Raw genomic sequence first — 20,976 nt, forward strand, 5'->3', positions numbered from 1 at the left:
GGCGGGGATGGCAACGGGAACGTCCGCCGCATCGGTGAGGATGTCGCGGTGAGTCGTCGCGGGTGGGTGCTGTTCCTGGCGATGTCGGTCATCTGGGGCGTGCCGTACCTGCTGATCAAGGTCGCCGTCGACGAGGTGTCGCCGGTCGTCCTCGTCTTCGCTCGGTGCGCCGTCGGGGCGGCGCTGCTGCTGCCCTGGGTGCTGGCGCGCGGGCAGGTCCGGTCGGCGCTGCGGCACTGGCGGGCGCTGCTCCTGTTCACCGTGCTGGAGATGACCGCGCCGTGGCTGCTGCTGTCCTACGCCGAGGTGACGCTGTCGAGCTCGCTGACCGGGCTGCTGGTGGCGTCGGTGCCGTTCGTCGCCGCGCTGGCCGCTCGGTTGCTCGGCGACGAGGAGCGGCTGACCCCGGTCCGGCTGGCGGGCATGGGGCTCGGCGTCCTCGGCATCGCCGCGCTGCTCGGGTTCGACGTCGAGGGCATCGCGCTGCTGCCGGTGCTGGCCGTCGTCCTCGTCGTCATCGGGTACGGGACGGCACCGCTGGTGGCCAGCCGCGCGCTGGGCGACCTCTCCGGGGTGACGGTCAGCGCGGTCGCGCTGGTGGTCACCGCGGTGGTCTACGCGCCGTTCGCGCTGCCCCGGCTCGGCGAGCTGACGACGGCGTCGCCCGAGGCGCTCGGGTCACTGGCGGCGCTGGGCGTCGTCTGCACGGCGCTGGCACTGGTGCTGTTCTTCTCGCTTATCCGCGAGGCCGGCCCGCAGCGGGCGCTGGTGATCACGTTCGTCAACCCGGCGGTCGCCGTCGTCGCCGGGGTGCTGCTGCTCGACGAGCCGTTCACCCTGGGTCTGGCGGTGGGGCTGCCGCTGGTCCTCGTGGGCTGCGTGCTCGCCACGCGGCGCAACGCCCCGGCGCCGGTCCCGGTGGAGTCCCCGGTGCCCTGAGTGCGTCCCTCAAGGCCGTCCGTGGATCTGTGGACAGACTTTTGACCTGCGGATACGGGTCGCGAGAGGGCCTCCGTTCGGATATTCTTCGATCATGTGTTCGAGTGAGTGGCGGGACGGTGATGTGCTCGACGACGCCGCCGCGCTGGTGGCCGAGCGCAACCGCATCGACGCGGCATTGGCCCGGCGGGTGCGGGCGGCGGAGCTGGTCCAGGCCCCGGAGCGCGACGGGTTGAAGTCCATGAGCTCGTGGCTGCGGGGGCACTGCCGGCTCACCGACGCCGCGGCCGCCCGGCTGGTGACCGTCGGGCGGGCGCTGGAGCACCTTCCGACCCTCGCCGAGGCCCACGACGCCGGCTGGGTGAGCGCCGAGCAGGTCGCCGAGGCCGCCCGGATCGTCACCCCGCGCCGGCGGGCGGCGTTCGCCGCCGCCGGGGTCGATCTGGCCGAGGTCGACGGGGTGCTCACCGGGGTGGCCGTCGAGCAGGAGCACGCCGCGCTGGTGGCGCTGGTCAAGAGCTACGAGAACGCGCTGGACCCCGACGGTCCCGAACCCGACCCCACCGAGGGCCGGTCGCTCACGCTGTCGAAGCACGGTGACGGCAGCCTGTCGTTCCGCGGGCACCTGGACGCCGTCGGCGGGGAGAAGTTCCAGGCGGCGCTGGAGCCGTTCGTGCAGCGCGACCGGCCCGCCGGGGACGAGCGCACGAGAGCGCAGCGGCAGGGTGACGCGCTGGTGCAGCTGGCCGACACCGCGCTGGCGTCGGGGAGCCTCCCCGTCCTGCGGACCGTGAAGCCGCACGTGGCCGTGCGGGTGGACCTCGACGACCTTGCCGACCCGGCCACCGGCCCCGGCGCGGGCACCATGGGGTTCGGGGCGGTGATCTCCGCCGCCCGCGCCCGCTGGCTGGCCTGCGACGGCGCGATCAGCCGGGTGGTGTTCGGCCCCGACGGCGTCCCCCTCGACCTGGGGCGGAGTCAGCGGCTGGTCAGCCGGCAGCTGCGCCGGGCGGTCGAGCTGCGCGACGGCGGCTGCGTCTTCACCGGCTGTGATGCGCCGAGTCACTGGGCCGACGTGCACCACCTGGTGCACTGGATCGACGGCGGCGAGACCAGCCTGGACAACAGCGCACTGCTGTGCGAGCGGCACCACACCCAGGTCCACCACGGCTTCCGCGTCGAACGCCAACCCGACGGCCGATGGCGCACCTGGCGACCCGACGGGTCGCAGATCAGCACCCCGACACCGCTGGTCCCCGCGGCATGACGTCGGCGGGCGGCGCTAGCGTCGGCGGGGTGGACAGGGTGCGCTGCGGGTGGGGGGACAGCTCGCCGGAGTACCAGCGCTACCACGACGAGGAGTGGGGCTTCCCGCTGCGCGGCGACGACGCGCTGTTCGAGCGGCTCACCCTCGAGGCGTTCCAGTCCGGCCTGTCCTGGATCACCATCCTGCGCAAGCGTCCGGCCTTCCGGGCGGCGTTCGCCGGCTTCTCCATCGACGCGGTCGCCGAGTTCACCCCCGACGACGAGGAGCGGCTGATGGCCGACGCCGGCATCGTCCGCAACCGCGCCAAGATCACCGCCGCGGTCCGCAACGCCCGCGCCGCGCAGCGGGTGCCGGAGGGCCTGTCGGACCTGCTGTGGTCCTTCGCGCCCACCGCGCCGCGGCCCCGCCCGGCCACGCTGGCCGACGTCCCGGCCACCAGCCCGGAGTCCACGGCGATGGCGAAGGAGCTCAAGCGGCGCGGTTTCGTGTTCGTCGGCCCGACCACCGCCTACGCGCTCATGCAGGCCACCGGCATGGTCGACGACCACGTGGCGACCTGCTTCCGGGCGACCCCCTGAAGGGGCTCCTGTTGGTCCCGCGGCAGGGATACGGGATCATGTGCCGAGAGCTCAGCACCGAGGAACAGCCACACCGCAGCCGCAGAGGGCGGCGGGTGGCCGGCGAAGGAGGCACGCATGGCGGCCATGAAGCCGCGCACGGGTGAAGGTCCCCTGGAGGTCACCAAGGAGGGGCGCGGCCTGGTCATGCGGGTGCCGCTCGAGGGTGGTGGCCGCCTGGTCGTCGAGCTGTCGCCCGACGAGGCCGCAGCGCTCTCCGAGGCCCTGAAGGGCGCGACCAGCTGAACGCCTCCGCGAGCCTGCCCTCGGGCAGCCCCGCGCAGGACGACGCGGCCCCGGCCGCCGGCAGCACGCCGGCGACCGGGGCCGCACCCTTGCCGCGGGTCGACCTGCTGACCTCCCTGCCCCGGCTCGGCGAGGACGACGTCCTGGCCGTCCCGGTCGGCACGGGCGCCACGCTGCCGCCCTGGCTGGCCTCGCCGGCGTTCGGCACCCTCCCGGCGGTCCCGGTCCGGCTGCTGGCCGGTGCGCTGGCCGACACCGGCAACACCGGCCGTCCCGGCACCGTCACGAACCTGCCGGTCGCCGGCCGCCGTCCCCGCAGCGTCGTCGCCGTCGGGATCGGCGACGGCACCCTCCCGCACGTGCGCGGCTACGTCGCCACCGCCGTCCGCCGTGCGCAGACCCTCGCCGAGCACGGCGCCACCCGGCTGGTGCTGCCCCTCGACACCGCCCTCGCCCCGGCCGGTGCCGACGAGGTGCGCGCCGCCGTCGAGGCCGCGCTGCTCGGCGGCTACCGCTTCCGCGACACGTCGACGCCGCACCCGCCGCGGCTGGCCACCGTCGCCCTGGTCGCCGCCGACGCGGCCGACCCCGCCGTGGCCGCCGCCGCCCGCGCGGGCGAGGTCACCGGCTCCGCCGTCGCCTGGGCCCGCGACCTGGTCAACACGCCCAGCAACACCAAGGACCCCGCCTGGCTGGCCGACCAGGCCGTCGAGCGCCTCGCCGGCCTGCCGCACGTCACTCTCACCGTGCTCGGCCCCGAGGAACTCGCCGCCGGAGGCTTCGGCGGCGTCCTGGCCGTCGGCGGCGGCTCGGCCTCCCCGCCGCGGGTGGTCGTCGCCTCCTACGCGCCGCCCGGTGCCGGCCCGGCGCACCCCGTGCTGGTCGGCAAGGGCATCACGTTCGACACCGGCGGCATCTCGATCAAACCCAACGCGGGCATGCGCGAGATGAAGACCGACATGGCCGGGGGTGCCGCCGTCCTCGCCGCGCTCGACGCCGCCGCGCGCCTCGGGCTGCCCGTCGGGGTGACCGCCGTCGTCCCCGCCGCGGAGAACGCCGTCTCCGGGTCGTCCTACCGCCCGGCCGACGTCGTGCGGCACGTCGGCGGGCGCACCACCGAGGTGCAGAACACCGACGCCGAGGGCCGCATGGTGCTCGCCGACGGCCTCGCCCACGCGCGGCTGTCGCTGGGCGCCACCGTGCTCGTCGACGTCGCCACGCTCACCGGCGCCATGAAGGTCGCACTCGGCACCCGCACCGCCGGCCTCTACGCCACCACCGACGGGCTGGCCGGCGCGCTGGGCACCGCCGCGCTGCACGCCGGCGAGCAGGTGTGGCGGATGCCGCTGGCCGAGGAGTACGCCGAACTGCTGCACAGCGACGTCGCCGACGCGAACAACGCCCCCGGCAACCCCGGCGGCACCACGGCCGCGCTGTTCCTGCGGCCCTTCGCCGGGGACCTGCCCTGGGCCCACCTCGACGTCGCCGGTCCCGCCCGCGCCGCGTCCGACGACGCCGAGGTCGTCAAGGGCGGCACCGGGTTCGGCGCGCGCACGCTGCTGCGCTGGCTGGAGGCCGGGGCACCGCTCGACCCCGCGCCGGCCACCACCGACTGAGGGAGCCCGATGAGCACCGACGACACCGGCGTCGTCTTCCCGGCCGGCCCCGACGGGCGGCGCAGCACCGCGGCGGTCGGCCGGGCGGTGGTGGCCGACGCGCTGCGCCCGGTCGACCCGGTCGGCGCCCGCGCGGCCGAGCAGGAGACCAACTGGCGGGCCGGCTACCTCACCCACTTCCGCCGGCTGGTCGAGGCCGGGCTCGCCTCCCCGGAGGCGGCCCGCACCGTCGCCGGTGCCGGGCTCGACGCCGTCCATGGCCGGCTGCGGGTCGCGGAGGAGGGGAGTGAGCAGCCGCTGGACCGGCTGCTCACCGCACCGGCCGGCCGGGCGCTGCGCACCACCGAGGTCACCGGGCAGGGCGAGCCCGAGCGCGCGTTCACGCTGCCCTTCCACGGCCGCCGGCTCGGCGGCGACGACCTGTCCCGGCGGCTGGACACCTGGGTGGAGTGCGGCGTGCTGGAGCCCACGGCGGCCGCGGCGGTGCGCGAGGTCGCCGCGCACCCCGAGTGGCTGGCGCTGCCCGGCCGCACCGTGGCCGTGCTCGGCGCGGGCGCGGAGATGGGGCCGCTCACCGCCTTGCTGCGCTGGGGCGCCACCGTCGCCGCGGTCGACCTGCCCCGGCCCGACCTGTGGCGCCGGGTCCTCGACACCGCCCGCCGCGGCGCCGGGACGCTGCTGGTGCCCACCGCCGGTGGCGACCTGCCCGACGCCGCCGGCGCCGACCTGGTGCACGAGGTGCCGGCCGTCGCCGACTGGCTCGCGGAGCTGCCCGGCGAGCCGGTGCTCGGCAACTACGTCTACGCCGACGGCGCCGCCAACGTCCGCGTGTCGGCCGCCGTCGACGCGCTGACGCTGCGCGTGCAGGCCGCCCGGCCCGAGGCGGCGCTGGCCTTCCTCGCCACGCCCACCGACGTCTTCGCCGTCCCCGCCGACGCCGTCGCGCAGTCGGTGCGCGCCTACGAGGGGCGCTCGCGGGTCGGCAAGCTGCTGGGCCGGCCGCTGCGGACGCTGTCGGCCGGCCGATTGCTGCGGCGCGGGTACGTGCCCGGCGCCGACCCCGGGCTGCACGACGCGCTGGTGCCGCAGCAGGGCCCGAACTACGCGCTGGCGAAGCGGCTGCAGCGGTGGCGGGCCACGGTCGCCCGGGCGGCCGGCGCCACCGTGTCGCTGAACGTCGCGCCGCCCACCCGCACCCGCTCGGTGGTGAAGAACCGCGCGCTGGCGGCCGCCTACGCCGGCGCGCACCGCTTCGGCGTCGAGGTGTTCGAGCCGGCGACGTCGAACGTGCTCATGGCCGCGCTGCTGGTCCACGACCTGCACACCGGCGGCGGGCCGCGGCACGACCACCCGTGGCAGGACGAGGCGTACGCCGCCGTCCACGGCGGGCTGTGGCGGGCCGCCTACGCCCCGCGCAGCGCGCTCGGGCTGGCCGCGGTGCTCGGCGTCGGCGCCGCCCGCGGCTGATCCGGGCTCACTCGCCGACGGCGCCGTCGACCGCCTCGCGCAGCAGGTCGGCGTGCCCGTTGTGCCGGGCGGTCTCCTCCAGCAGGTGCAGCAGCATCCACCGCAGGCTGAACGCGGCACCGGTGCGCCGGGGCACCGCCGACAGCGCGCCGAGGTCCCCGGCGGCCGCGACCACCGCGTCGGTGCGCCGGCACGCCTCCCGGTAGCGCTCGCGCAGCGCCTCCGGCTCCAGGCCGAGCGCCTCGTCGAACTCCCAGTCGGGCGTGGCGTCCCAGTCGACCCCGGACCACGGCTCGGGGACCGGCTGCCCGGCGAAGCGCTCCACCGCCCAGCTCTCCTCCACCAGCGCCAGGTGGTACAGCAGCCCCGCCAGGGTGAGCGACGACGGCGGGGAGGTCCGGCCGAGCTGCTCGCGGGTCAGCCCCGCGGTCTTCTGCAGCAGCGTCTCGCGCTGGTAGGCGAGGTAGCCGGTCAGCAGGACGGCCTCGGACCCGTTCTCGGGCGGCTCGGTGCGCACCGGTCGACCCTCCCACGCGCTCAGGCGGGCCCGACCAGCCCCGCGACGATCTCGGCCGACAGGGTCACCAGCGGCAGCCCGCCGCCGGGGTGGGAGGAGCCGCCGACCAGGTAGAGCCCCCGCACCGGCGCGGCGTTGCCCGGCCGCAGGAACGCCGCGCGGGCGCCGTTGCTCGACGTGCCGTAGATCGAGCCGCCGACGGCGCCGGTCTCGCGGGCGAGGTCGGCCGGGGTGCGGGCCACGCACCAGCGCACCCGGTCGCGCACGTCCAGCCCGCGGGCGGCCATGACCTCCAGCACCCGGCCGGCGTAGCGGTCGGACAGGCCGGGGGCGTCCCAGTCGACGCCGGCGTCGGGGTCGTGCCGCGGTGCGTTGACCAGCACGAACCACGACTCGCTGTCGTCGTCGGGCCGGGTGGCGGGGTCGTCGGGCGCGCTGACGTAGACCGTCGGGTCGGGCACCGGGCACGGGACGCCCCGGTGCCGGCCGGTGCCGAAGACGGCGTCGAACTCGGCGTCGTAGTCGGCGGGGAAGGCGACGGTGTGGTGCGCCAGGCCCGGCGTACGCCCGCGCAGCGCCAGCAGCAGCACGAACCCCGACAGGGAGGGCGTGGCCCGCGTCAGCCCGCGCCGCACCGCGCGGGTGCGGCGGCTCGGCGGCAGCAGCCCGGCGTAGAGCGCGGTGGCGTCGGCGCCGGAGACGACGACGTCGGCGGTGACCTCCCCGCCGTCGGCCAGCTCCACCCCGGAGACCCGGCCGCCGTCGCTGAGCACCCGCCGCACCGGGGTGCCGGTGTGCACCTGCGCCCCGCGCTCGCGGGCGCGGTCGGCCACCGCGGTGGCCAGCCGGTGCAGCCCGCCGCGGACGTACCAGGAGCCGAAGGCCTGCTCCACCCACGGCACGGTGGCCAGCACCGCCGGGGCGCGGCGGGGGTCGGAGCCGGAGTAGGTGGCGTAGCGGTCCAGCAGCACCCGCAGTCGCGGGTCGCGCAGGTGGCGGGCGCCCAGGCCGCGCAGCGTCTGCCACGGCGCCACGGTGCCGACGTCGGAGGGGTCGCGGGCCAGCCGGGCCAGCGTCGCCGCGCCGCGCAGCGGGGACCGCAGGAACGGCTGCTCGGTGATCGCCCACATCGCCTCGGCGCGGTCGAGCAGCGCCCGCCACTGCGCACCGGCGTCGTCGCCGAGCGCGTCGTCCAGCGCGCCGGGGACGTCGTCGAGGTGCCCGGGGACGGCCAGCCGGGTGCCGTCGGCGAACCGGTAGTCCACCGCGGGGTCGAGCCGGACCAGGTCGACGGCGTCCTCCAGCGGCCCGCCGGTGGCGTCGAACAGGTCGCGCAGCACCTGCGGCAGCGTGACCAGGCTCGGGCCGGTGTCGAAGGCGTGCCCGTCGCGCTCGTACCAGCCGAGCTTGCCGCCGACGTCGTCGGCCTGTTCCAGCACCGTGACCCCGTGGCCCAGCGCGGCCAGCCGGGCCGCCGCCGCCAGGCCGCCGAGCCCGGCACCGACGACCACCACCCGCGCCACGCCGTCACCGTAGTGCTCGATCCCACGACCCGATCGGGTGATCACCAGGAGTGGCGGGACCAGCGGCCGGGGAACAGGATCGGACCCGGACGCCGAGCAGACGCGACCCCCGGGGACGGGAGGAGGCGGCGATCCGTGCGTGCGACAGCGCTGTGGCCCGCACTCGGCGTCCTGCTGCTGAGCGGGTGCTCCGACGTGCACCTGCCCGCCGTGGAACAGGTGGCCGGGGACTTCGCCGCCGGCGACTCCGTCGTCCGGTGCGAGCTGCTCACCGAGGCCGCGGTCTCCAGCCTCGAGCACGAGGAGCCCACCGGTTGCGCCACGGCGCTCGAGGACCTCGAGCTGGGCGGCGGTGGGGTCGTCTCCGCCCAGGTGTGGGGCGCGGAGGCGCAGGTCCGGTTGACCGACGACACGCTGTTCCTCACCCAGACCGCCGAGGGCTGGCGGGTCGCCGCCGCCGGGTGCGCGCCGTCGGACGAGGACCGCTACGACTGCCTGGTGGAGGGCTCGTGAACGCCGTCCGTGCCGTGTTCCTGGCCTACCTGCTGACCGTCCTCGGCGGGGTCGCGTACTGCGTCGTGCTGGCGCTGCTGGGGCGGTGACCGGCGTGCGGCGGGTCCTGCGCGACAACGGGCTGAGCCTGGCGTTCGGTGGGCTGTTCCTGGCCACCCTCGTCGGCCAGGCGCTCGCCGGTGCGGCCGAGGAGAGCGAGCAGCGCCTCGACCAGGGGCTCGACCCCGTGTCGCTGGCCGACTACGTCACCTCCTCGTCGTTCGCCGTCGACGTCATGGAGAACTGGCAGTCGGAGTACCTGCAGTTCTTCCTCTACGTGTTCGCGACGGTGTGGCTGGTCCAGCGCGGCTCGGCGGAGTCGAAGGAGCCCGACCAGGTCGGCACCGAGAGCGACGAGGACCAGCGGACGGGCGCGCACGCGCGCCCGGACTCGCCGTCGTGGGTGCGCGCCGGCGGGTGGCGGGCCGGCCTGTTCTCGCGCTCGCTGGGCCTGCTGATGGGCGCGCTGTTCCTGCTCACCTGGGTGGCGACGTCCATCGCCGGGTGGACGGCGTACAACACCGAGCAGCTGCAGTCCCACGCCGACCCGGTCAGCTGGGTCGGCTACCTCGGCCGGGCCGACTTCTGGAGCCGCACCTTCCAGAACTGGCAGTCGGAGATGCTCGCCGTCGGGTCGATGGCGGTGTTCGCCGTGTACCTGCGCCAGCGCGGCTCCCCGGAGTCCAAACCGGTGGGCGCCGCCCACGGCGACACCGGCGAGACGGGCTAGAAGGCGTAGCGCACGCGCAGCCAGGGCGCGTGGTGGGCGATGAGCTCCTGCAGCCGCTCGACGCCGGCCCGCTTGACATCGTTGCGGTAGCGCACGTTCCACTGGCCGTTCTGGCTGCGCTTGGGCTGCTGCAGGTCCGGCCGCCACAGCAGGTCCTCGGCCCTGGGGTGCCAGCCGAGGTTGACCTCGTGCAGGTCCCGGTTGTGGGTCAGCATGATCACCTCGGCCGCGGCCTGGGCCTTGGCGGCGGGGGAGAGGGTGTCGTCGAGGCGGCGCAGCAGGTCGGCCCAGTCGGCCTCCCACCCGTCGCGCAGCACCACCGGCGAGAGGTTGAGGTGCACCTCGTAGCCGGCCTCGACGAAGTCGTCGACGGCGGCGACGCGGTCGGGCACGCGGCTGGTCCGGACGTCGATCACCTTCGAGTCGGCGTCGGGCATCAGCGAGAACCGGATGCGGGTGCGGCCCTGCGGGTCGAGGTCGAGCAGCTGCCGGTTGACGTACTTGGTGGCGAAGGACGCCTTGGCGGTCGGGAGCCCGCGGAACGTGGCGACCAGGTCGGCCACGTTGTCGCTGACCAGCGCGTCCACCGAGCAGTCGCTGTTCTCACCGATGTCGTACACCCAGCTCACCGGGTCGCACTGGTCGGGCTCGGCCTTGACGCCCTGCCGGGCCACGTGCCGGCGCAGGTAGCCGGTGATCTGCTCGATGTTGGTGAACACGGTGATCGGGTTGGCGTAGCCCTTGCGCCGGGGGACGTAGCAGTAGGCGCAGGCCATGGCGCAGCCGTTCGCCGTCGACGGGGCGATCCAGTTCGACGAGCGGCTGTTCGGCCGGGCCGACAGCGACTTCTTCACCCCGAGCACCAGCGTCTCGGTCTTGACCCGCACCCAGCGCTCGACGTTGCCCGCGTTGCCGTTGAGCTCGGGGATCTGCCAGTGCGAGGGCACCTCGACCACCTCGGCCCCCGGGAACCGGGCGAGCACCTCGCGGCCGCGCGCGGACTCCAGGGCGGCGGGCTCGGCGTAGAGGGTGCGCACGTCGAGCAGGCGGGTGGGGGAGGGGACGGGTGCGGGAGCCGGGACGGCGGACGGCGGCAACGCGTCGGTCACGGGAGGTGCAGCACCCCCCGCAGGGCACCGATTCCGGCGCTGACCTGCGGGAACGGTCACACGGGACGGGTCAGGCGGCGGGCCCGGGGACGACGTCCTCCACCCGCAGCCGGCCGCTCTCGAGGTCCTCGGCGAGGTCCTCGACGGTCCGCCCGCCGGCGTAGGCGGCGCCGCGCAGCAGCGCCAGCGCGGTCACCGGGTCCGACTGCAGCACCATCGCCGCGCGGCCGGCGGCCCGCAGCACCGCGGACCGCCGGCGCGCCTCTGGGCCGTGCAGCCACGCGGGCCCGCTCTCCGCCGGCCAGTCCGACCACACGGCGGCCTCGGTCAGCGCCGCGGTCACCAGCTCACCCACCGCCACCGCCGAGAACACGTCGAGCGCCGGGACCGCCGCCTCGTCGGTGAAGTAGAGGTCCAGCGCGCCGGCGCCGGCCAGGTCCTCCCGCAGCGGGAAGGCCACCACCGCCCGGAACGGGGTCTGGTCGGTGAGCATCTCGGCGAAGGCCGGCCAGCGGCGGTGCAGGTCGGCGGAGACGGCGAACACCGGCAGGCGGGCCCGCTGGGCCTCCCAGCACGGCCCGGAGCCGGCGGTGAACTGCAGCCGCTCGGCGCACGCGGACTCCGCGTTGCTGGCCCCGAGCGGGATCCGCTCGCCGGTGGGGTCGACGATCGACAGGCCCGCCCCGTCCACGCCGAGCGTGACCGCGGCGGCCCGGGACAGCCGCACCGGCAGGAGCTCGGCGTCCCCGGACCCGCCGGCGCTCTCGCGGTCGAGCGCCGCGGCGAACCGCGTGGCGATGGTCACGGTTCATCCTCCCCCCGCTCGGGTGGGCGGGACCAGCGGGTCACCCGCCGGCACCTGGCCGGTGGGTGTAGGCGGCCTCGCGGACGGCCTCGTCCTCCTCCAGCCCGGCGCCCAGCGCGCCGCCGACGGTGGCCAGCGAGCTGGTCAACCAGGCCAGCTCCAGGTAGTCGCCGAGGCCGGCGCGGTGCCCGAGCCCCTCGGCGAACAACCCGGAGGGCACCAGCAGCAGGGCACCGGTCAGCGCGAGTGTGAACAGGACGGCGTAGAGGGTGAGCACGCCGAGCACCACGGTGGCGACCGTGGCCAGGTTGAACAGCGCCACCTGCTTGCGCACCCGCGGCGAGCCGGCCCGCTCCCAGAGCCGGGCGCCGACGACCAGCGTCGCGCAGATGGCCACCACCGAGCCCAGCCCGACCGCCGCGAGCCGCACGGGACCGAACCGGTCGGCCAGCCGCCAGATGTCGGAGGTGACCAGGGCGAACACGCCGGCGGCCACCGCGGCGGCCAGCGCCCGCGACAACGACGCGGTCAGCCGCCACGGCCGGTTGGCCCGCACCATGCCGACCAGCAGGCGCAGGTTGCCGGTGAGCACCCGCGCGGTGAACCCGACCCCGGCGTCGCCCTGGTCGGCGGCCAGTTCGCGCAGCCGCCGGCGCAGCGCCCCGGGGTCCCCTCCGCCGTCGCCGAGCAGCGCGCGGACCAGTCCGAGCGACGTCTGCAGGGCCCGTCGTCGGCGGCCGACGGCGCCCAGCGCCGGCAGCGACAGCAGCGCGACGCCGTGGACGGGGCTGGCGTGCGCCACCACGGTGCGACGGGCGACGGTCAGCGGCAGGTCGGTCACGCAGACGGCGAGGTCCCACTCCTCGGCCAGCAGCCGCTCGCGCGCCGCGGCCACGATCTCGGCGTCGTCGGCCGGCGGGGTGACGAGGCCGTCCTCGACGACGCGCACGTCCCAGGCGACCTCCGGGTGCTCCCCGCGCAGGGCACCGGCGAGGTCGGCGGCCAGCTCGTCGGCCACCTCGGCCGGCGCCCCGGGCGCGGCGACCAGGCCGACGACGACGTCCGGGCGGGCGACGGCGCCGGGACCCGGCCCGTCGCCGACTGCTGCGGTGCTCACGGCAGCAGCCGGCTCTCCCGGCCGGTGCGCCACTCGACCATGACGATGCTGGCGTCGTCCTGCAGCTGCCCGTCCTGGTGGTCCATGACGCTGCCCATCAGCCGGCGCATCGTCTCCGGCGGCGGGTCGCCGGCGAGCTCGGCGCGGACGACGAGGTCGGCCAGCCGCTCCTCGCCGAAGAACTCCCCGTCCGGGGAGCGCGCCTCGACGACGCCGTCGGTGTAGAGCAGCACCCGGTCGCCGGGGCGCAACTGCACCGCGCAGACCTCCGGCTCGGCGGCGAGCAGCCCGAGCGGCCGCGACACCCGGCACGGCGGCGGGTGCAGCGGCACGCCGTCGCGCACCAGCAGCGGTTCGGGGTGCCCGCAGTTGACCCAGCGCAGCAGCCCGGTGCCCAGGTCGAGCCGGGCCACGGCGGCGGTGGCGAACCGGCTGTCGGGGAACTGCCCGGCGACGACGGCGTCCATGGCCGCGGCGACCGCGGGCAGGTCCAGCCCCTCGCGCCGGGCGTGCCGGTAGGCGCCGACGGCCGCGGTGGCCAGCAGCGCCGCCGGCAGCCCGTGGCCGACGGCGTCGAGCACCGCGAGGTCGACCAGCGGGCCGTTGACGGCGTAGTCGAAGGTGTCCCCGCCGATCTCGTACGACGGCTCCAGCGCACCGGTCACCACCACCCGCTCGCTGGCGTAGGTCAGCGGGGGCAGCAGCTCCCACTGCATCTCCGCGGCCAGCGTCAGCGGCCGGCGCCGGCGCAGCCGGGAGAAGACGTCGCTGTAGGAGTCGCGGGTGACCACCAGCTCGGCGACCAGCGAGGCGAACGACCGCGTGTCGTCCTCGAGGGCCGGTGAGACCTCATCCGGCAGCACGAGCTCCAGGACGCCGATCCGCTCGGCGCCGTCGAGCAGCGGCAGCCACAGGCTCCCCGGCCCGTCGTGCGGGGCCGGCCGCACCGGCTCCACCCGGCGGAAGGCGCGGCCGGCGACCGAGCCGTCGATGGTCAGCAGCGGCCGGTCGGGCACGCCCGCGCCGGCGAGCGGGACGAGCTGGTGCTGGGCGTAGTCGGCGAGGTAGACGACCGCGTCGTGGGCGCCCAGCCGACGCGCGTGCGCGGCGACGACGGCGCCCAGGTCGTCGGCGGGCAGCCGGTGCGACGCGCGCACCAGTGCGCGGATCGGGTCCTCGGCGGAGGGCTGGGACGTCACGGGGGGACAGCTTCCCACCCGGCGCCCGCGCACACCGACGGACTCAGCCGCGCGCCTCCAGCACCGACGTGTAGACCTGCACCGTCTGCTGCGCGATCGCCGCCCAGCCGAACTCCGACAGCACCCGCTCCCGGCCGGCCGCGCCCATCGCCGCCGCGCGCGCCGGGTCGGCGAGCAGCTCGGCGACCCGCTCGGCCAGGCCGGCCTCGAAGGCGGCGACGTCGTCCGGGTCGTAGGGGACCAGCAGGCCGGTGACGCCGTCGGCGACGACCTCGGGGATGCCGCCGACGGCGCTGGCGACCACGGCCGTGCCGCAGGCCGCGGCCTCGAGGTTGACGATGCCCAGCGGCTCGTACACCGAGGGGACCACGAACACGGTGGCCCCGGTGATCAGCGGCACGAGCTGCTCGCGCGGCAGCATCGCCTCGATCCACACCACCCCCGGGCGGCGGGCCTGCAGCTCTGCGACGGCGTCGGCGACCTGCTGCCGCTCCGCCGGGGTGTCGGCGGCCCCGGCGCACAGCACCAGGCCCGCGTCGGCCGGCAGCCGCTCGGCGGCCCGTAGCAGGTGGACCACGCCCTTCTGCCGGGTGATCCGCCCGACGAACAGCGCGTAGGGCCGGTCGGGGTCCACGCCCAGCGAGCGGACGACGTCGGGGTCGTGCACCGGGCGGTAGGCCTCGGCGTCGACGCCGTTGCCGACGACGTGCACCCGGGCCGGGTCGAGGTCGGGATAGGCGTCGAGGACGTCGGCGCGCATCCCGCGGCTGACCGCGATCACGCCGTCGGCGGCGAGGTAGGCGGTGCGCTCCACCCACGACGACAGCCGGTAGCCGCCGCCGAGCTGGTCGGCCTTCCACGGCCGGCGCGGCTCGAGGGAGTGGGCGGTGACCAGGTGGGGGAGGCCGTGTACGAGCCCGGCCAGCAGGCCCGCGCCGTTGGCGTACCAGGTGTGGCTGTGCACCAGGTCCACGCCGCCGAGCGCGGCGGCGATCTCGACGTCGGTGCCCAGCGCCTGCAGCGCGCCGTTGGCGCCGGCCAGCCCCGGCGGCACCGGCCAGCCGACGGCGTCGGGCCGCGGGGAGCCGAAGGCGTGGACGTCGACGTCGGGCCCCGCGGGCAGCGAGCGCAGCGCCGCGACCAGGTGCTCGACGTGCACCCCCGCGCCGCCGTAGACGTCGGGGGGCCACTCGCGCGTGACGATGCCGATCCGCACGTCGGTCACCCTAGGGGGGACGGCGAGGGGCCGCCGGACGCCGGAGCGGCTAGGTTCGCCCCATGCGTGGGGGTCCCCGGGTGCTCGGCATCGTCCTGGCCGGTGGTGAGGGCAAGCGGCTGGCGCCGCTGACCGCTGACCGTGCCAAGCCGGCGGTCCCCTTCGGGGGCAACTACCGGCTCATCGACTTCGTGCTGTCGAACCTGGTGAACGCCGAGATCCGGCAGATCGCGGTGCTCACCCAGTACAAGAGCCACAGCCTCGACCGGCACATCACCACCACGTGGCGGATGTCGCAGCTGCTCGGCAACTACATCACCCCGGTGCCGGCCCAGCAGCGGCTCGGCCCGCGCTGGTACACCGGCAGTGCCGACGCGATCTTCCAGAGCCTCAACCTGATCTACGACGAGCGGCCCGACATCGTCGTCGTCTTCGGCGCCGACCACGTCTACCGGATGGACCCGGGACAGATGGTCGACCAGCACGTGCAGACCGGCGCGGGGGTCACCATCGCCGGGTTGCGGGTGCCGCGGCAGGAGGCCACCGGCTTCGGGGTCATCGACGCCGGGGCCGACGGCAAGGTGCGCGGCTTCCTGGAGAAGCCGGCCGACCCGCCGGGGCTGCCGGACTCCCCGGAGGAGTCCTTCGCCTCGATGGGCAACTACGTCTTCACCACCGACGCGCTGCTCGAGGCGCTGCGGGCCGACGCCGAGGACCCCGACTCCGTGCACGACATGGGCGGGTCGATCATGCCGATGCTCGCCGACCAGGGCCGGGCCCACGTCTACGACTTCTCCACCAACGTCGTCCCGGGCACCACCGAGCGCGACCACGGGTACTGGCGCGACGTCGGGACGATCGACTCCTACTACGACGCGCACCTGGACCTGGTGTCGGTGACGCCGGTGTTCAACCTCTACAACGACCGCTGGCCCATCTACACGCTGCCGCCGCAGCTGCCGCCCGCGAAGTTCGTGCTCGGTGGCCGGGCCGAGGAGTCGATGGTCAGCGCCGGGGCGATCATCGGCGGCGGGTCGGTGCACAACAGCGTCGTCTCACCGGGTGTGCACGTCGACCGCGGCGCCCGGGTCGAGGACAGCGTGCTGATGAACGGCGTGCACGTCGGCGAGGGCGCCTACGTCCGCCGGGCGATCCTCGACAAGAACGTCGTCGTGCCGCCGTGGGCCCGGATCGGCGTCGACACCGACGCCGACCGGGAGCACTACCACGTCAGCGCCGGGGGCGTGGCGGTCCTGGGCAAGGGCGCCCGCGCGATCGTCTAGCGGATGACGAAGGACCCCCGTGCCCCCCGAGAAGGACCCCGTCCCCCTCACCCCTCGCACGCTCGGGGCGAGCCTCCGGACGGGGCCATCCGCCGCTCGGGCCGGGCCCCTGCACGAGGGCCGTTCCAGCACGTCACCTCTGGTCGTCACGCTGCTGCTCGGCGCGCAGGCGCAGGCCCGCTTCGACCGGCTGCGCGCCGAGCACTTCCCGGCCGGTCGCAACCACGTGGCCGCGCACGTGACGCTGTTCCACGCGCTGCCCGGGGAGCAGCGGCCCGCCGTCGACGCGGCCCTGGCCCGGGCCGCGGACCGGCCGCCCTTCGACGTCGCGGTGACCGGCCTGCAGCTGCTCGGCCGCGGCGTCGCCTACCGGCTGCACGCCGGCGAGCTCTCGGCCCTGCACGCCGCCCTGGCCGCGGAGTTCGACCCGTGGCTGACCCGGCAGGACCGGCAGCGGCTGTCGGCGCACGTGACCGTGCAGAACAAGGTCGAGCCGCAGGTGGCCCGGCAGCTGCGCGACCGGCTCGCGGCCGGGTTCAGCCCGCACGTGGTGCCCGCCCGCGGGCTGGGGCTGTGGCGCTACCTCGGGGGCCCCTGGGAGCCGCTGGCCGAGCACGCGTTCGCGGCCTGACCCGTCACGGCCGGCGGGTGGCCAGCAGCAGGCCCGCGCCGACCGGCAGGACGGCGGAGGTGAGCTGCTCGTCCTCGCGGACCGTGCGGGCCAGGTCGCGCCAGGCCACCGTCTGGGGGTCGCGGGCGGCGCGGTCGCCGATGCGGCCGCCGGCGAGCAGGCCGTGGCAGACCAGCGTGCCGCCGGTGCGCACCAGCCCGGCGACGGCGCCGAGGTGGCCGGACCACTCCGTGGGCGGGGCGGTGCACACCACCAGGTCGTAGGCGCCCGGCGACAGCCGCGGCAGCACCTCGGCCGGCGTGCCGAAGATCAGCCGGGTCCGGCCGGGCGGGACGCCGGCCTCGGCGAGGGCGAGCCGGGCCGCCCGCAGCTGCTCGGGGTCGGTGTCCAGCACGGTGAGGACCCCGTCGGGGCGCATGCCGCGCAGCAGCCAGAGGCCGGCGACCCCGCCGCCGCTGCCGATCGAGACGACCGCGCGGGCGCTGCTGCCCGCGGCCAGGACGGCGAGGGCGGCGCCGACGGCCGGTTCCACCGGCGGCTGCCCGCCCAGCGCGCCCGCCCGGGTCCGGGCGGCGGCGAGGACGGGGTCCTCGGCGGCGTAGCGGTCGGCCCACGCGGCGCCGCCGGTGCCGCCCGCGTGCGGCGGGGGTCCCTCGGCGCTCATCACCGGCCGAGGGTAGAGGCCGCCGGCGCCGCGACCCGGGACGCGCAGGTGTGACCCGGACCTGTGAGGTCCCTGTGAACGGGAACACCGCGGGAACGACCGCCCGTTGGGCCGGGTGTGACACCCGAGCGTGCCGCCGTCCCCGCCCACCCCGCGGGGGAGGTCGGCAGCGTGCGCGTCCGCGATACTGGGGACGTGTCCGAGGCCGCCGTCCCCCCTGCCACCGACCAGCCGGGCGTGTCCGGCGCCGGTGAGGTGTGGGTCGCGCCCACCTGGGAGCAGGTCGTGCGGGACCACTCCGCCCGCGTCTACCGGCTCGCCTACCGCCTCTCCGGCAACGCGCAGGACGCCGAGGACCTGACCCAGGAGACCTTCGTGCGGGTGTTCCGCTCGCTCGCGGACTTCTCACCGGGCACCTTCGAGGGCTGGCTGCACCGGATCACCACGAACCTCTTCCTCGACATGGTCCGCCGCCGCCAGCGGATCCGCTTCGACGCGCTGCCCGAGGACACCGAGCGGCTGCCCGGCACCGCGCCCAGCCCCGAGCAGGTCTACGCCGACACCCACCTCGACCCGCAGGTGCAGGCGGCGCTCGACGCGCTGCCGCCGGAGTTCCGCGTCGCCGTCGTGCTCTGCGACATCGAGGGTCTGACCTACGAGGAGATCGCCACCACCCTCGGCATCAAGCTCGGCACCGTGCGCAGCCGCATCCACCGCGGCCGCGTGCAGCTGCGCCAGGCGCTGGCGCACCTCGCTCCCCGGGGGGTCGCCGCACCGGGGGCGACGGCATGAGCCTGCCGGAGAGCCACCTGGCGCAGGAGGCCATCGCGGCCCTGGTCGACGGCGAGCTGGCCAGCGGCCCCGCCGCCCGCGCCGCCCGTCACCTGGCCGGTTGCGCCGAGTGCCGGATGCTCGTGCAGGCCCAGCGGGAGGCCAAGGAGGCGCTGCACACCGCCGCCGACGTCGCCGTCCCCGGCGACCTGCTGTCCCGGCTGTGCGCCATCCCGTTCACCGCCGACGTCCCCGGCTCCGGCGGCCTCGGCGCGGTCGCCGCCGGGCCCGGGCAGCTGACCGTCACCGACTCCTCGGGCTGCTGGACCATCGCGCTCGACGACCCGCCCGCGCGCAGCGCACCCCTGCACCAGGCACGCTGGCTGCGCCGCGGGGTGGCCGGGACCTTCATCGGGCTGAGCCTCGGGGTCGCCGCGCTCGCCCTCCAGCTGCCCGACGTCGGCACCGCCTCGCCCGCCTCGCCGCCGTCGTCGGTGGCCGGCGGGTCCGGGCCCGACGAGCGCACCGAGGTGCGGCCCCCGGTGGTGCGGACGCTGACGCAGTCGCAGGACGCCGCCGGCACCACCCCCTGACCTGCGACACTCGGGGTCCCCCGGCGGCGGGGCCGACCCGCCGCGCCCACCTGCCAGGTCCCGGGAGGACCCTGTACCCGTGACGCCACCCGACGCCCGGCAGTCCGGGTCCGACGACGGCGAGCGCACCGCCGACCGCACCCCCGAGGCCGACGACGCGGCCTTCGCCCGTCCCGCCGGCGCCTCCGGACCGTTCGACCCGCCCGAGCGCGGGCGCCCCGCGGTGCAGGCGGCCGCGCCGCCGAGCCCGGCCCAGCAGGCCGCCTTCGGGCGGCCGGCCACCGTCCCCGGCAGCTTCGCCGGCGACCGGCCCACCCCGCCGCCGCGTCCGGTCGCCCCACCGCCGCCGGAGGCCGTGCTGCGCGCCTTCCGCGGCCCGGCCGGGCAGGCCGGGCTGCAGGAGCCGCCCGGCGGACGCCCGGGCCGGCGGCGCACCTCGGCCGGGCCCTGGTGGAAGTCCGACGCCCGGAGCGACCCGTGGCGCGACCCGCACGCCCCGGCCGGCCTCGCCGGCCCGGCGGTGTTCGAGGAGGAGGCCGAGCAGGAAGGCCCGGTCGTCGTCGACCGGAAGGGCCGCCGGAAGCTGCGGCTGCGGGACCTGTCGGTGCGGGTGGCCGCCCTCGTGCTGCTCGCGGTGCTGCTGGCCGGCGCGCTCGGCGGTGGCGTCGGCTACCTGCTGACCCGCGAGGCCGCGGAGACGCCGCTGCTCGCCCCGGGCACCACCCTGTCCGAGACCGACGACGCCGTCACCCGCGAGCCGGGGTCGGTGGCCGACATCGCCGAGCGCGTGACGCCGGCGGTGGTCTCCATCGAGGTGCGCATCGGCCAGGCCGGCGCCACCGGCTCCGGCGTGGTCGTCGACGGCGAGAACGGCTACATCGTCACGAACAACCACGTCATCTCCGGCGCCGACGGCGTCGAGGGCGCCGCGATCCGCGCGGTGTTCAGCGACGGCACCGGGTCCGAGGCGCGCATCGTCGGCCGGGACCCGGCCAGCGACCTCGCCGTCCTCAAGGTGGACCGGCCCGGCCTGGTCACCGCCTCGCTGGGCAGCTCCGACGACGTCGTCGTCGGGGACCCGGTGGTGGCCATCGGCTCGCCGCTGGGCCTGGCCGGCACCGTCACCACCGGCATCGTCAGCGCCCTCGACCGGCCGGTGCGGCTGGCGGGGGAGGGCAGCGACACCAACGCGGTCATCAGCGCCGTGCAGACCGACGCCCCGATCAACCCCGGCAACTCCGGTGGCGCGCTGGTCGACGCCACCGGCGCGGTGATCGGCATCAACACCGCGATCGCCTCGCTCGGCGGCGGCAGCGTGGGCCTGGGCTTCGCGATCCCGATCGACACCGCCCGCGACATCGCCGAGCAGCTGATCTCCACCGGCACGGCCGTGCACGCCTCGCTGGGGGTCAACGCCCGGTCGGTCACCGACGGCACCCGCGACGGCGCCCTCGTGCTCAACGTGGAGCCCGACAGCGCCGCGGCCGCCGCGGGGATCCGCGAGCAGGACGTGGTCATCGCCGTCGACGACGTGCCGGTCGGCAGCTCCGAGGAGCTCGTCGTCGCCGTCGACGCCCACCGGCCCGGGGACGTGGTGACCATCGAGCTGATCCGCAACGGGTCCTCGACGACGGTCCAGGCGACGCTCGACCAGGCCTAGTCGGGAGCTCGGGCGCAACTACCCTGGGTGCGACCGAGGACGGGAGTGGCGGGTGTTCGACTCGATCGGGTGGGGCGAGATCGTCGTCCTGGCGCTGGCCGCGCTGTTCATCTTCGGGCCCGAGCGGCTGCCCACCCTCGCCCGCGACGCCGCCGCCGGCCTGAAGAAGGTCCGCACGGCACTGACCGGGGTGCGCGCCCAGGTCGACGAGTCCCTCGGCGAGGAGCTCGCCGGCCTGCGCGACCTCGACCTGCGCAAGTACCACCCGAAGACGTTCATCCGGGCGCAGCTGTTCGAGGACGACGACGACACCCCGCCGGTGCGCCGCGGCAGCGCCACCGCCGCCGGGGCCACCGCGGCGAGCCTGGTGAAGCCGGCCCCGGCGCGGCGCGACCGCAGCGTCCCGCCGCCCTTCGACGTCGACGCCACCTGACCCCGGCGCGGGCGGTGGACG

General features: G+C 76.4%; 22 protein-coding genes. 14 read left to right on the forward strand and 8 right to left on the reverse strand.

The genetic code is table 11. The features are described 5' to 3' along the window. The first annotated feature begins 48 nt into the window (after positions 1 to 48). From ACI8AD_RS06200 to ACI8AD_RS06225, 6 genes are all read left to right on the forward strand, one after another. Positions 49 to 939 (forward strand): DMT family transporter, encoded by an 891-nt coding sequence (locus ACI8AD_RS06200; RefSeq protein WP_456869653.1) that lies wholly within the window; start codon positions 49 to 51, stop codon positions 937 to 939. Positions 940 to 1,033: 94 nt separating this feature from the next. Next, positions 1,034 to 2,206 carry a DUF222 domain-containing protein gene (locus tag ACI8AD_RS06205; RefSeq protein WP_456869654.1) on the forward strand — a complete coding sequence of 391 codons (1,173 nt, stop codon included), beginning with the start codon at positions 1,034 to 1,036 and terminating at the stop codon, positions 2,204 to 2,206. A gap of 29 nt (positions 2,207 to 2,235) precedes the next feature. Further along, positions 2,236 to 2,784 (forward strand): DNA-3-methyladenine glycosylase I, encoded by a 549-nt coding sequence (locus ACI8AD_RS06210; RefSeq protein ID WP_456869655.1) that lies wholly within the window; start codon positions 2,236 to 2,238, stop codon positions 2,782 to 2,784. Between the two features lie 117 nt (positions 2,785 to 2,901). After that, positions 2,902 to 3,069 (forward strand): DUF3117 domain-containing protein, encoded by a 168-nt coding sequence (locus ACI8AD_RS06215; RefSeq protein WP_012947303.1) that lies wholly within the window; start codon positions 2,902 to 2,904, stop codon positions 3,067 to 3,069. A gap of 89 nt (positions 3,070 to 3,158) precedes the next feature. Continuing rightward, a complete protein-coding gene (locus ACI8AD_RS06220; RefSeq protein ID WP_456869656.1) occupies positions 3,159 to 4,685 on the forward strand; it encodes a leucyl aminopeptidase family protein in 1,527 nt (508 codons plus the stop codon). A 9-nt stretch (positions 4,686 to 4,694) separates the two neighbouring features. After that, complete coding sequence (locus ACI8AD_RS06225) at positions 4,695 to 6,152, forward strand: hypothetical protein (protein WP_456869657.1); 1,458 nt, start codon at positions 4,695 to 4,697, stop codon at positions 6,150 to 6,152. Positions 6,153 to 6,159: 7 nt separating this feature from the next. Here the strand turns inward: ACI8AD_RS06225 and ACI8AD_RS06230 are convergent, their stop codons facing one another. Continuing rightward, positions 6,160 to 6,669 (reverse strand): DinB family protein, encoded by a 510-nt coding sequence (locus ACI8AD_RS06230; RefSeq protein ID WP_456869658.1) that lies wholly within the window; start codon positions 6,667 to 6,669, stop codon positions 6,160 to 6,162. 20 nt (positions 6,670 to 6,689) lie between these two features. Then, positions 6,690 to 8,192: a phytoene desaturase family protein gene (locus ACI8AD_RS06235; protein ID WP_456869659.1), complete on the reverse strand. Its 1,503-nt coding sequence runs from the start codon at positions 8,190 to 8,192 to the stop codon at positions 6,690 to 6,692. A gap of 135 nt (positions 8,193 to 8,327) precedes the next feature. Here ACI8AD_RS06235 and ACI8AD_RS06240 point away from each other — a divergent pair, with 135 nt between their 5' ends. Beyond that, on the forward strand, positions 8,328 to 8,705 hold the full coding sequence (locus ACI8AD_RS06240) for a hypothetical protein (RefSeq protein ID WP_456869660.1): 378 nt from the start codon (positions 8,328 to 8,330) through the stop codon (positions 8,703 to 8,705). A gap of 94 nt (positions 8,706 to 8,799) precedes the next feature. Then, on the forward strand, positions 8,800 to 9,474 hold the full coding sequence (locus ACI8AD_RS06245) for a DUF6766 family protein (RefSeq protein WP_456869661.1): 675 nt from the start codon (positions 8,800 to 8,802) through the stop codon (positions 9,472 to 9,474). On the opposite strand, the gene ACI8AD_RS06250 is transcribed toward ACI8AD_RS06245, so the two are convergent. The 5 genes from ACI8AD_RS06250 to glgA form a co-directional block, all read right to left on the reverse strand. Next, entirely contained in the window at positions 9,471 to 10,583 is a 1,113-nt protein-coding gene (locus ACI8AD_RS06250; protein ID WP_456869662.1) for a spore photoproduct lyase family protein, read from the reverse strand. The genes ACI8AD_RS06245 and ACI8AD_RS06250 overlap by 4 nt on opposite strands. A gap of 70 nt (positions 10,584 to 10,653) precedes the next feature. Beyond that, a complete protein-coding gene (locus tag ACI8AD_RS06255; protein WP_456869663.1) occupies positions 10,654 to 11,388 on the reverse strand; it encodes a GAF domain-containing protein in 735 nt (244 codons plus the stop codon). Positions 11,389 to 11,428: 40 nt separating this feature from the next. After that, positions 11,429 to 12,505 carry a hypothetical protein gene (locus ACI8AD_RS06260; RefSeq protein WP_456869664.1) on the reverse strand — a complete coding sequence of 359 codons (1,077 nt, stop codon included), beginning with the start codon at positions 12,503 to 12,505 and terminating at the stop codon, positions 11,429 to 11,431. Next, positions 12,502 to 13,704 (reverse strand): PP2C family protein-serine/threonine phosphatase, encoded by a 1,203-nt coding sequence (locus ACI8AD_RS06265; protein WP_456869665.1) that lies wholly within the window; start codon positions 13,702 to 13,704, stop codon positions 12,502 to 12,504. Before ACI8AD_RS06265 ends, ACI8AD_RS06260 begins: the two co-directional genes overlap by 4 nt. Before the next feature lie 43 nt (positions 13,705 to 13,747). Beyond that, on the reverse strand, positions 13,748 to 14,920 hold the full coding sequence (gene glgA / locus ACI8AD_RS06270; RefSeq protein WP_456869666.1) for a glycogen synthase: 1,173 nt from the start codon (positions 14,918 to 14,920) through the stop codon (positions 13,748 to 13,750). A gap of 62 nt (positions 14,921 to 14,982) precedes the next feature. Here glgA and glgC point away from each other — a divergent pair, with 62 nt between their 5' ends. Both glgC and ACI8AD_RS06280 read left to right on the forward strand, forming a co-directional pair. Continuing rightward, on the forward strand, positions 14,983 to 16,203 hold the full coding sequence (gene glgC, locus ACI8AD_RS06275; protein ID WP_456869667.1) for a glucose-1-phosphate adenylyltransferase: 1,221 nt from the start codon (positions 14,983 to 14,985) through the stop codon (positions 16,201 to 16,203). 19 nt (positions 16,204 to 16,222) lie between these two features. Further along, positions 16,223 to 16,834 (forward strand): 2'-5' RNA ligase family protein, encoded by a 612-nt coding sequence (locus ACI8AD_RS06280; protein ID WP_456869668.1) that lies wholly within the window; start codon positions 16,223 to 16,225, stop codon positions 16,832 to 16,834. Positions 16,835 to 16,838: 4 nt separating this feature from the next. Here ACI8AD_RS06280 and ACI8AD_RS06285 read toward each other — a convergent pair whose 3' ends face one another. Further along, complete coding sequence (locus tag ACI8AD_RS06285) at positions 16,839 to 17,498, reverse strand: O-methyltransferase (protein WP_456869669.1); 660 nt, start codon at positions 17,496 to 17,498, stop codon at positions 16,839 to 16,841. 195 nt (positions 17,499 to 17,693) lie between these two features. On the opposite strand from ACI8AD_RS06285, the gene sigE reads away from it, so the two are divergent. The 4 genes from sigE (at position 17,694) to ACI8AD_RS06305 (ending at position 20,955) form a co-directional block, all read left to right on the forward strand. Further along, positions 17,694 to 18,290, forward strand: coding sequence for an RNA polymerase sigma factor SigE (sigE, locus tag ACI8AD_RS06290; protein WP_456869670.1), 597 nt, complete (start codon positions 17,694 to 17,696; stop codon positions 18,288 to 18,290). Beyond that, complete coding sequence (locus ACI8AD_RS06295; RefSeq protein ID WP_456869671.1) at positions 18,287 to 18,862, forward strand: anti-sigma factor family protein; 576 nt, start codon at positions 18,287 to 18,289, stop codon at positions 18,860 to 18,862. Before sigE ends, ACI8AD_RS06295 begins: the two co-directional genes overlap by 4 nt. Before the next feature lie 79 nt (positions 18,863 to 18,941). Continuing rightward, positions 18,942 to 20,522: a trypsin-like peptidase domain-containing protein gene (locus ACI8AD_RS06300; protein WP_456869672.1), complete on the forward strand. Its 1,581-nt coding sequence runs from the start codon at positions 18,942 to 18,944 to the stop codon at positions 20,520 to 20,522. A gap of 52 nt (positions 20,523 to 20,574) precedes the next feature. After that, positions 20,575 to 20,955, forward strand: a complete 381-nt coding sequence (locus ACI8AD_RS06305) for a twin-arginine translocase TatA/TatE family subunit (RefSeq protein WP_456869673.1) — start codon at positions 20,575 to 20,577, stop codon at positions 20,953 to 20,955. The last annotated feature ends 21 nt before the right edge of the window (positions 20,956 to 20,976 follow it).

This window comes from Geodermatophilus sp. SYSU D00766 (assembly GCF_054049915.1).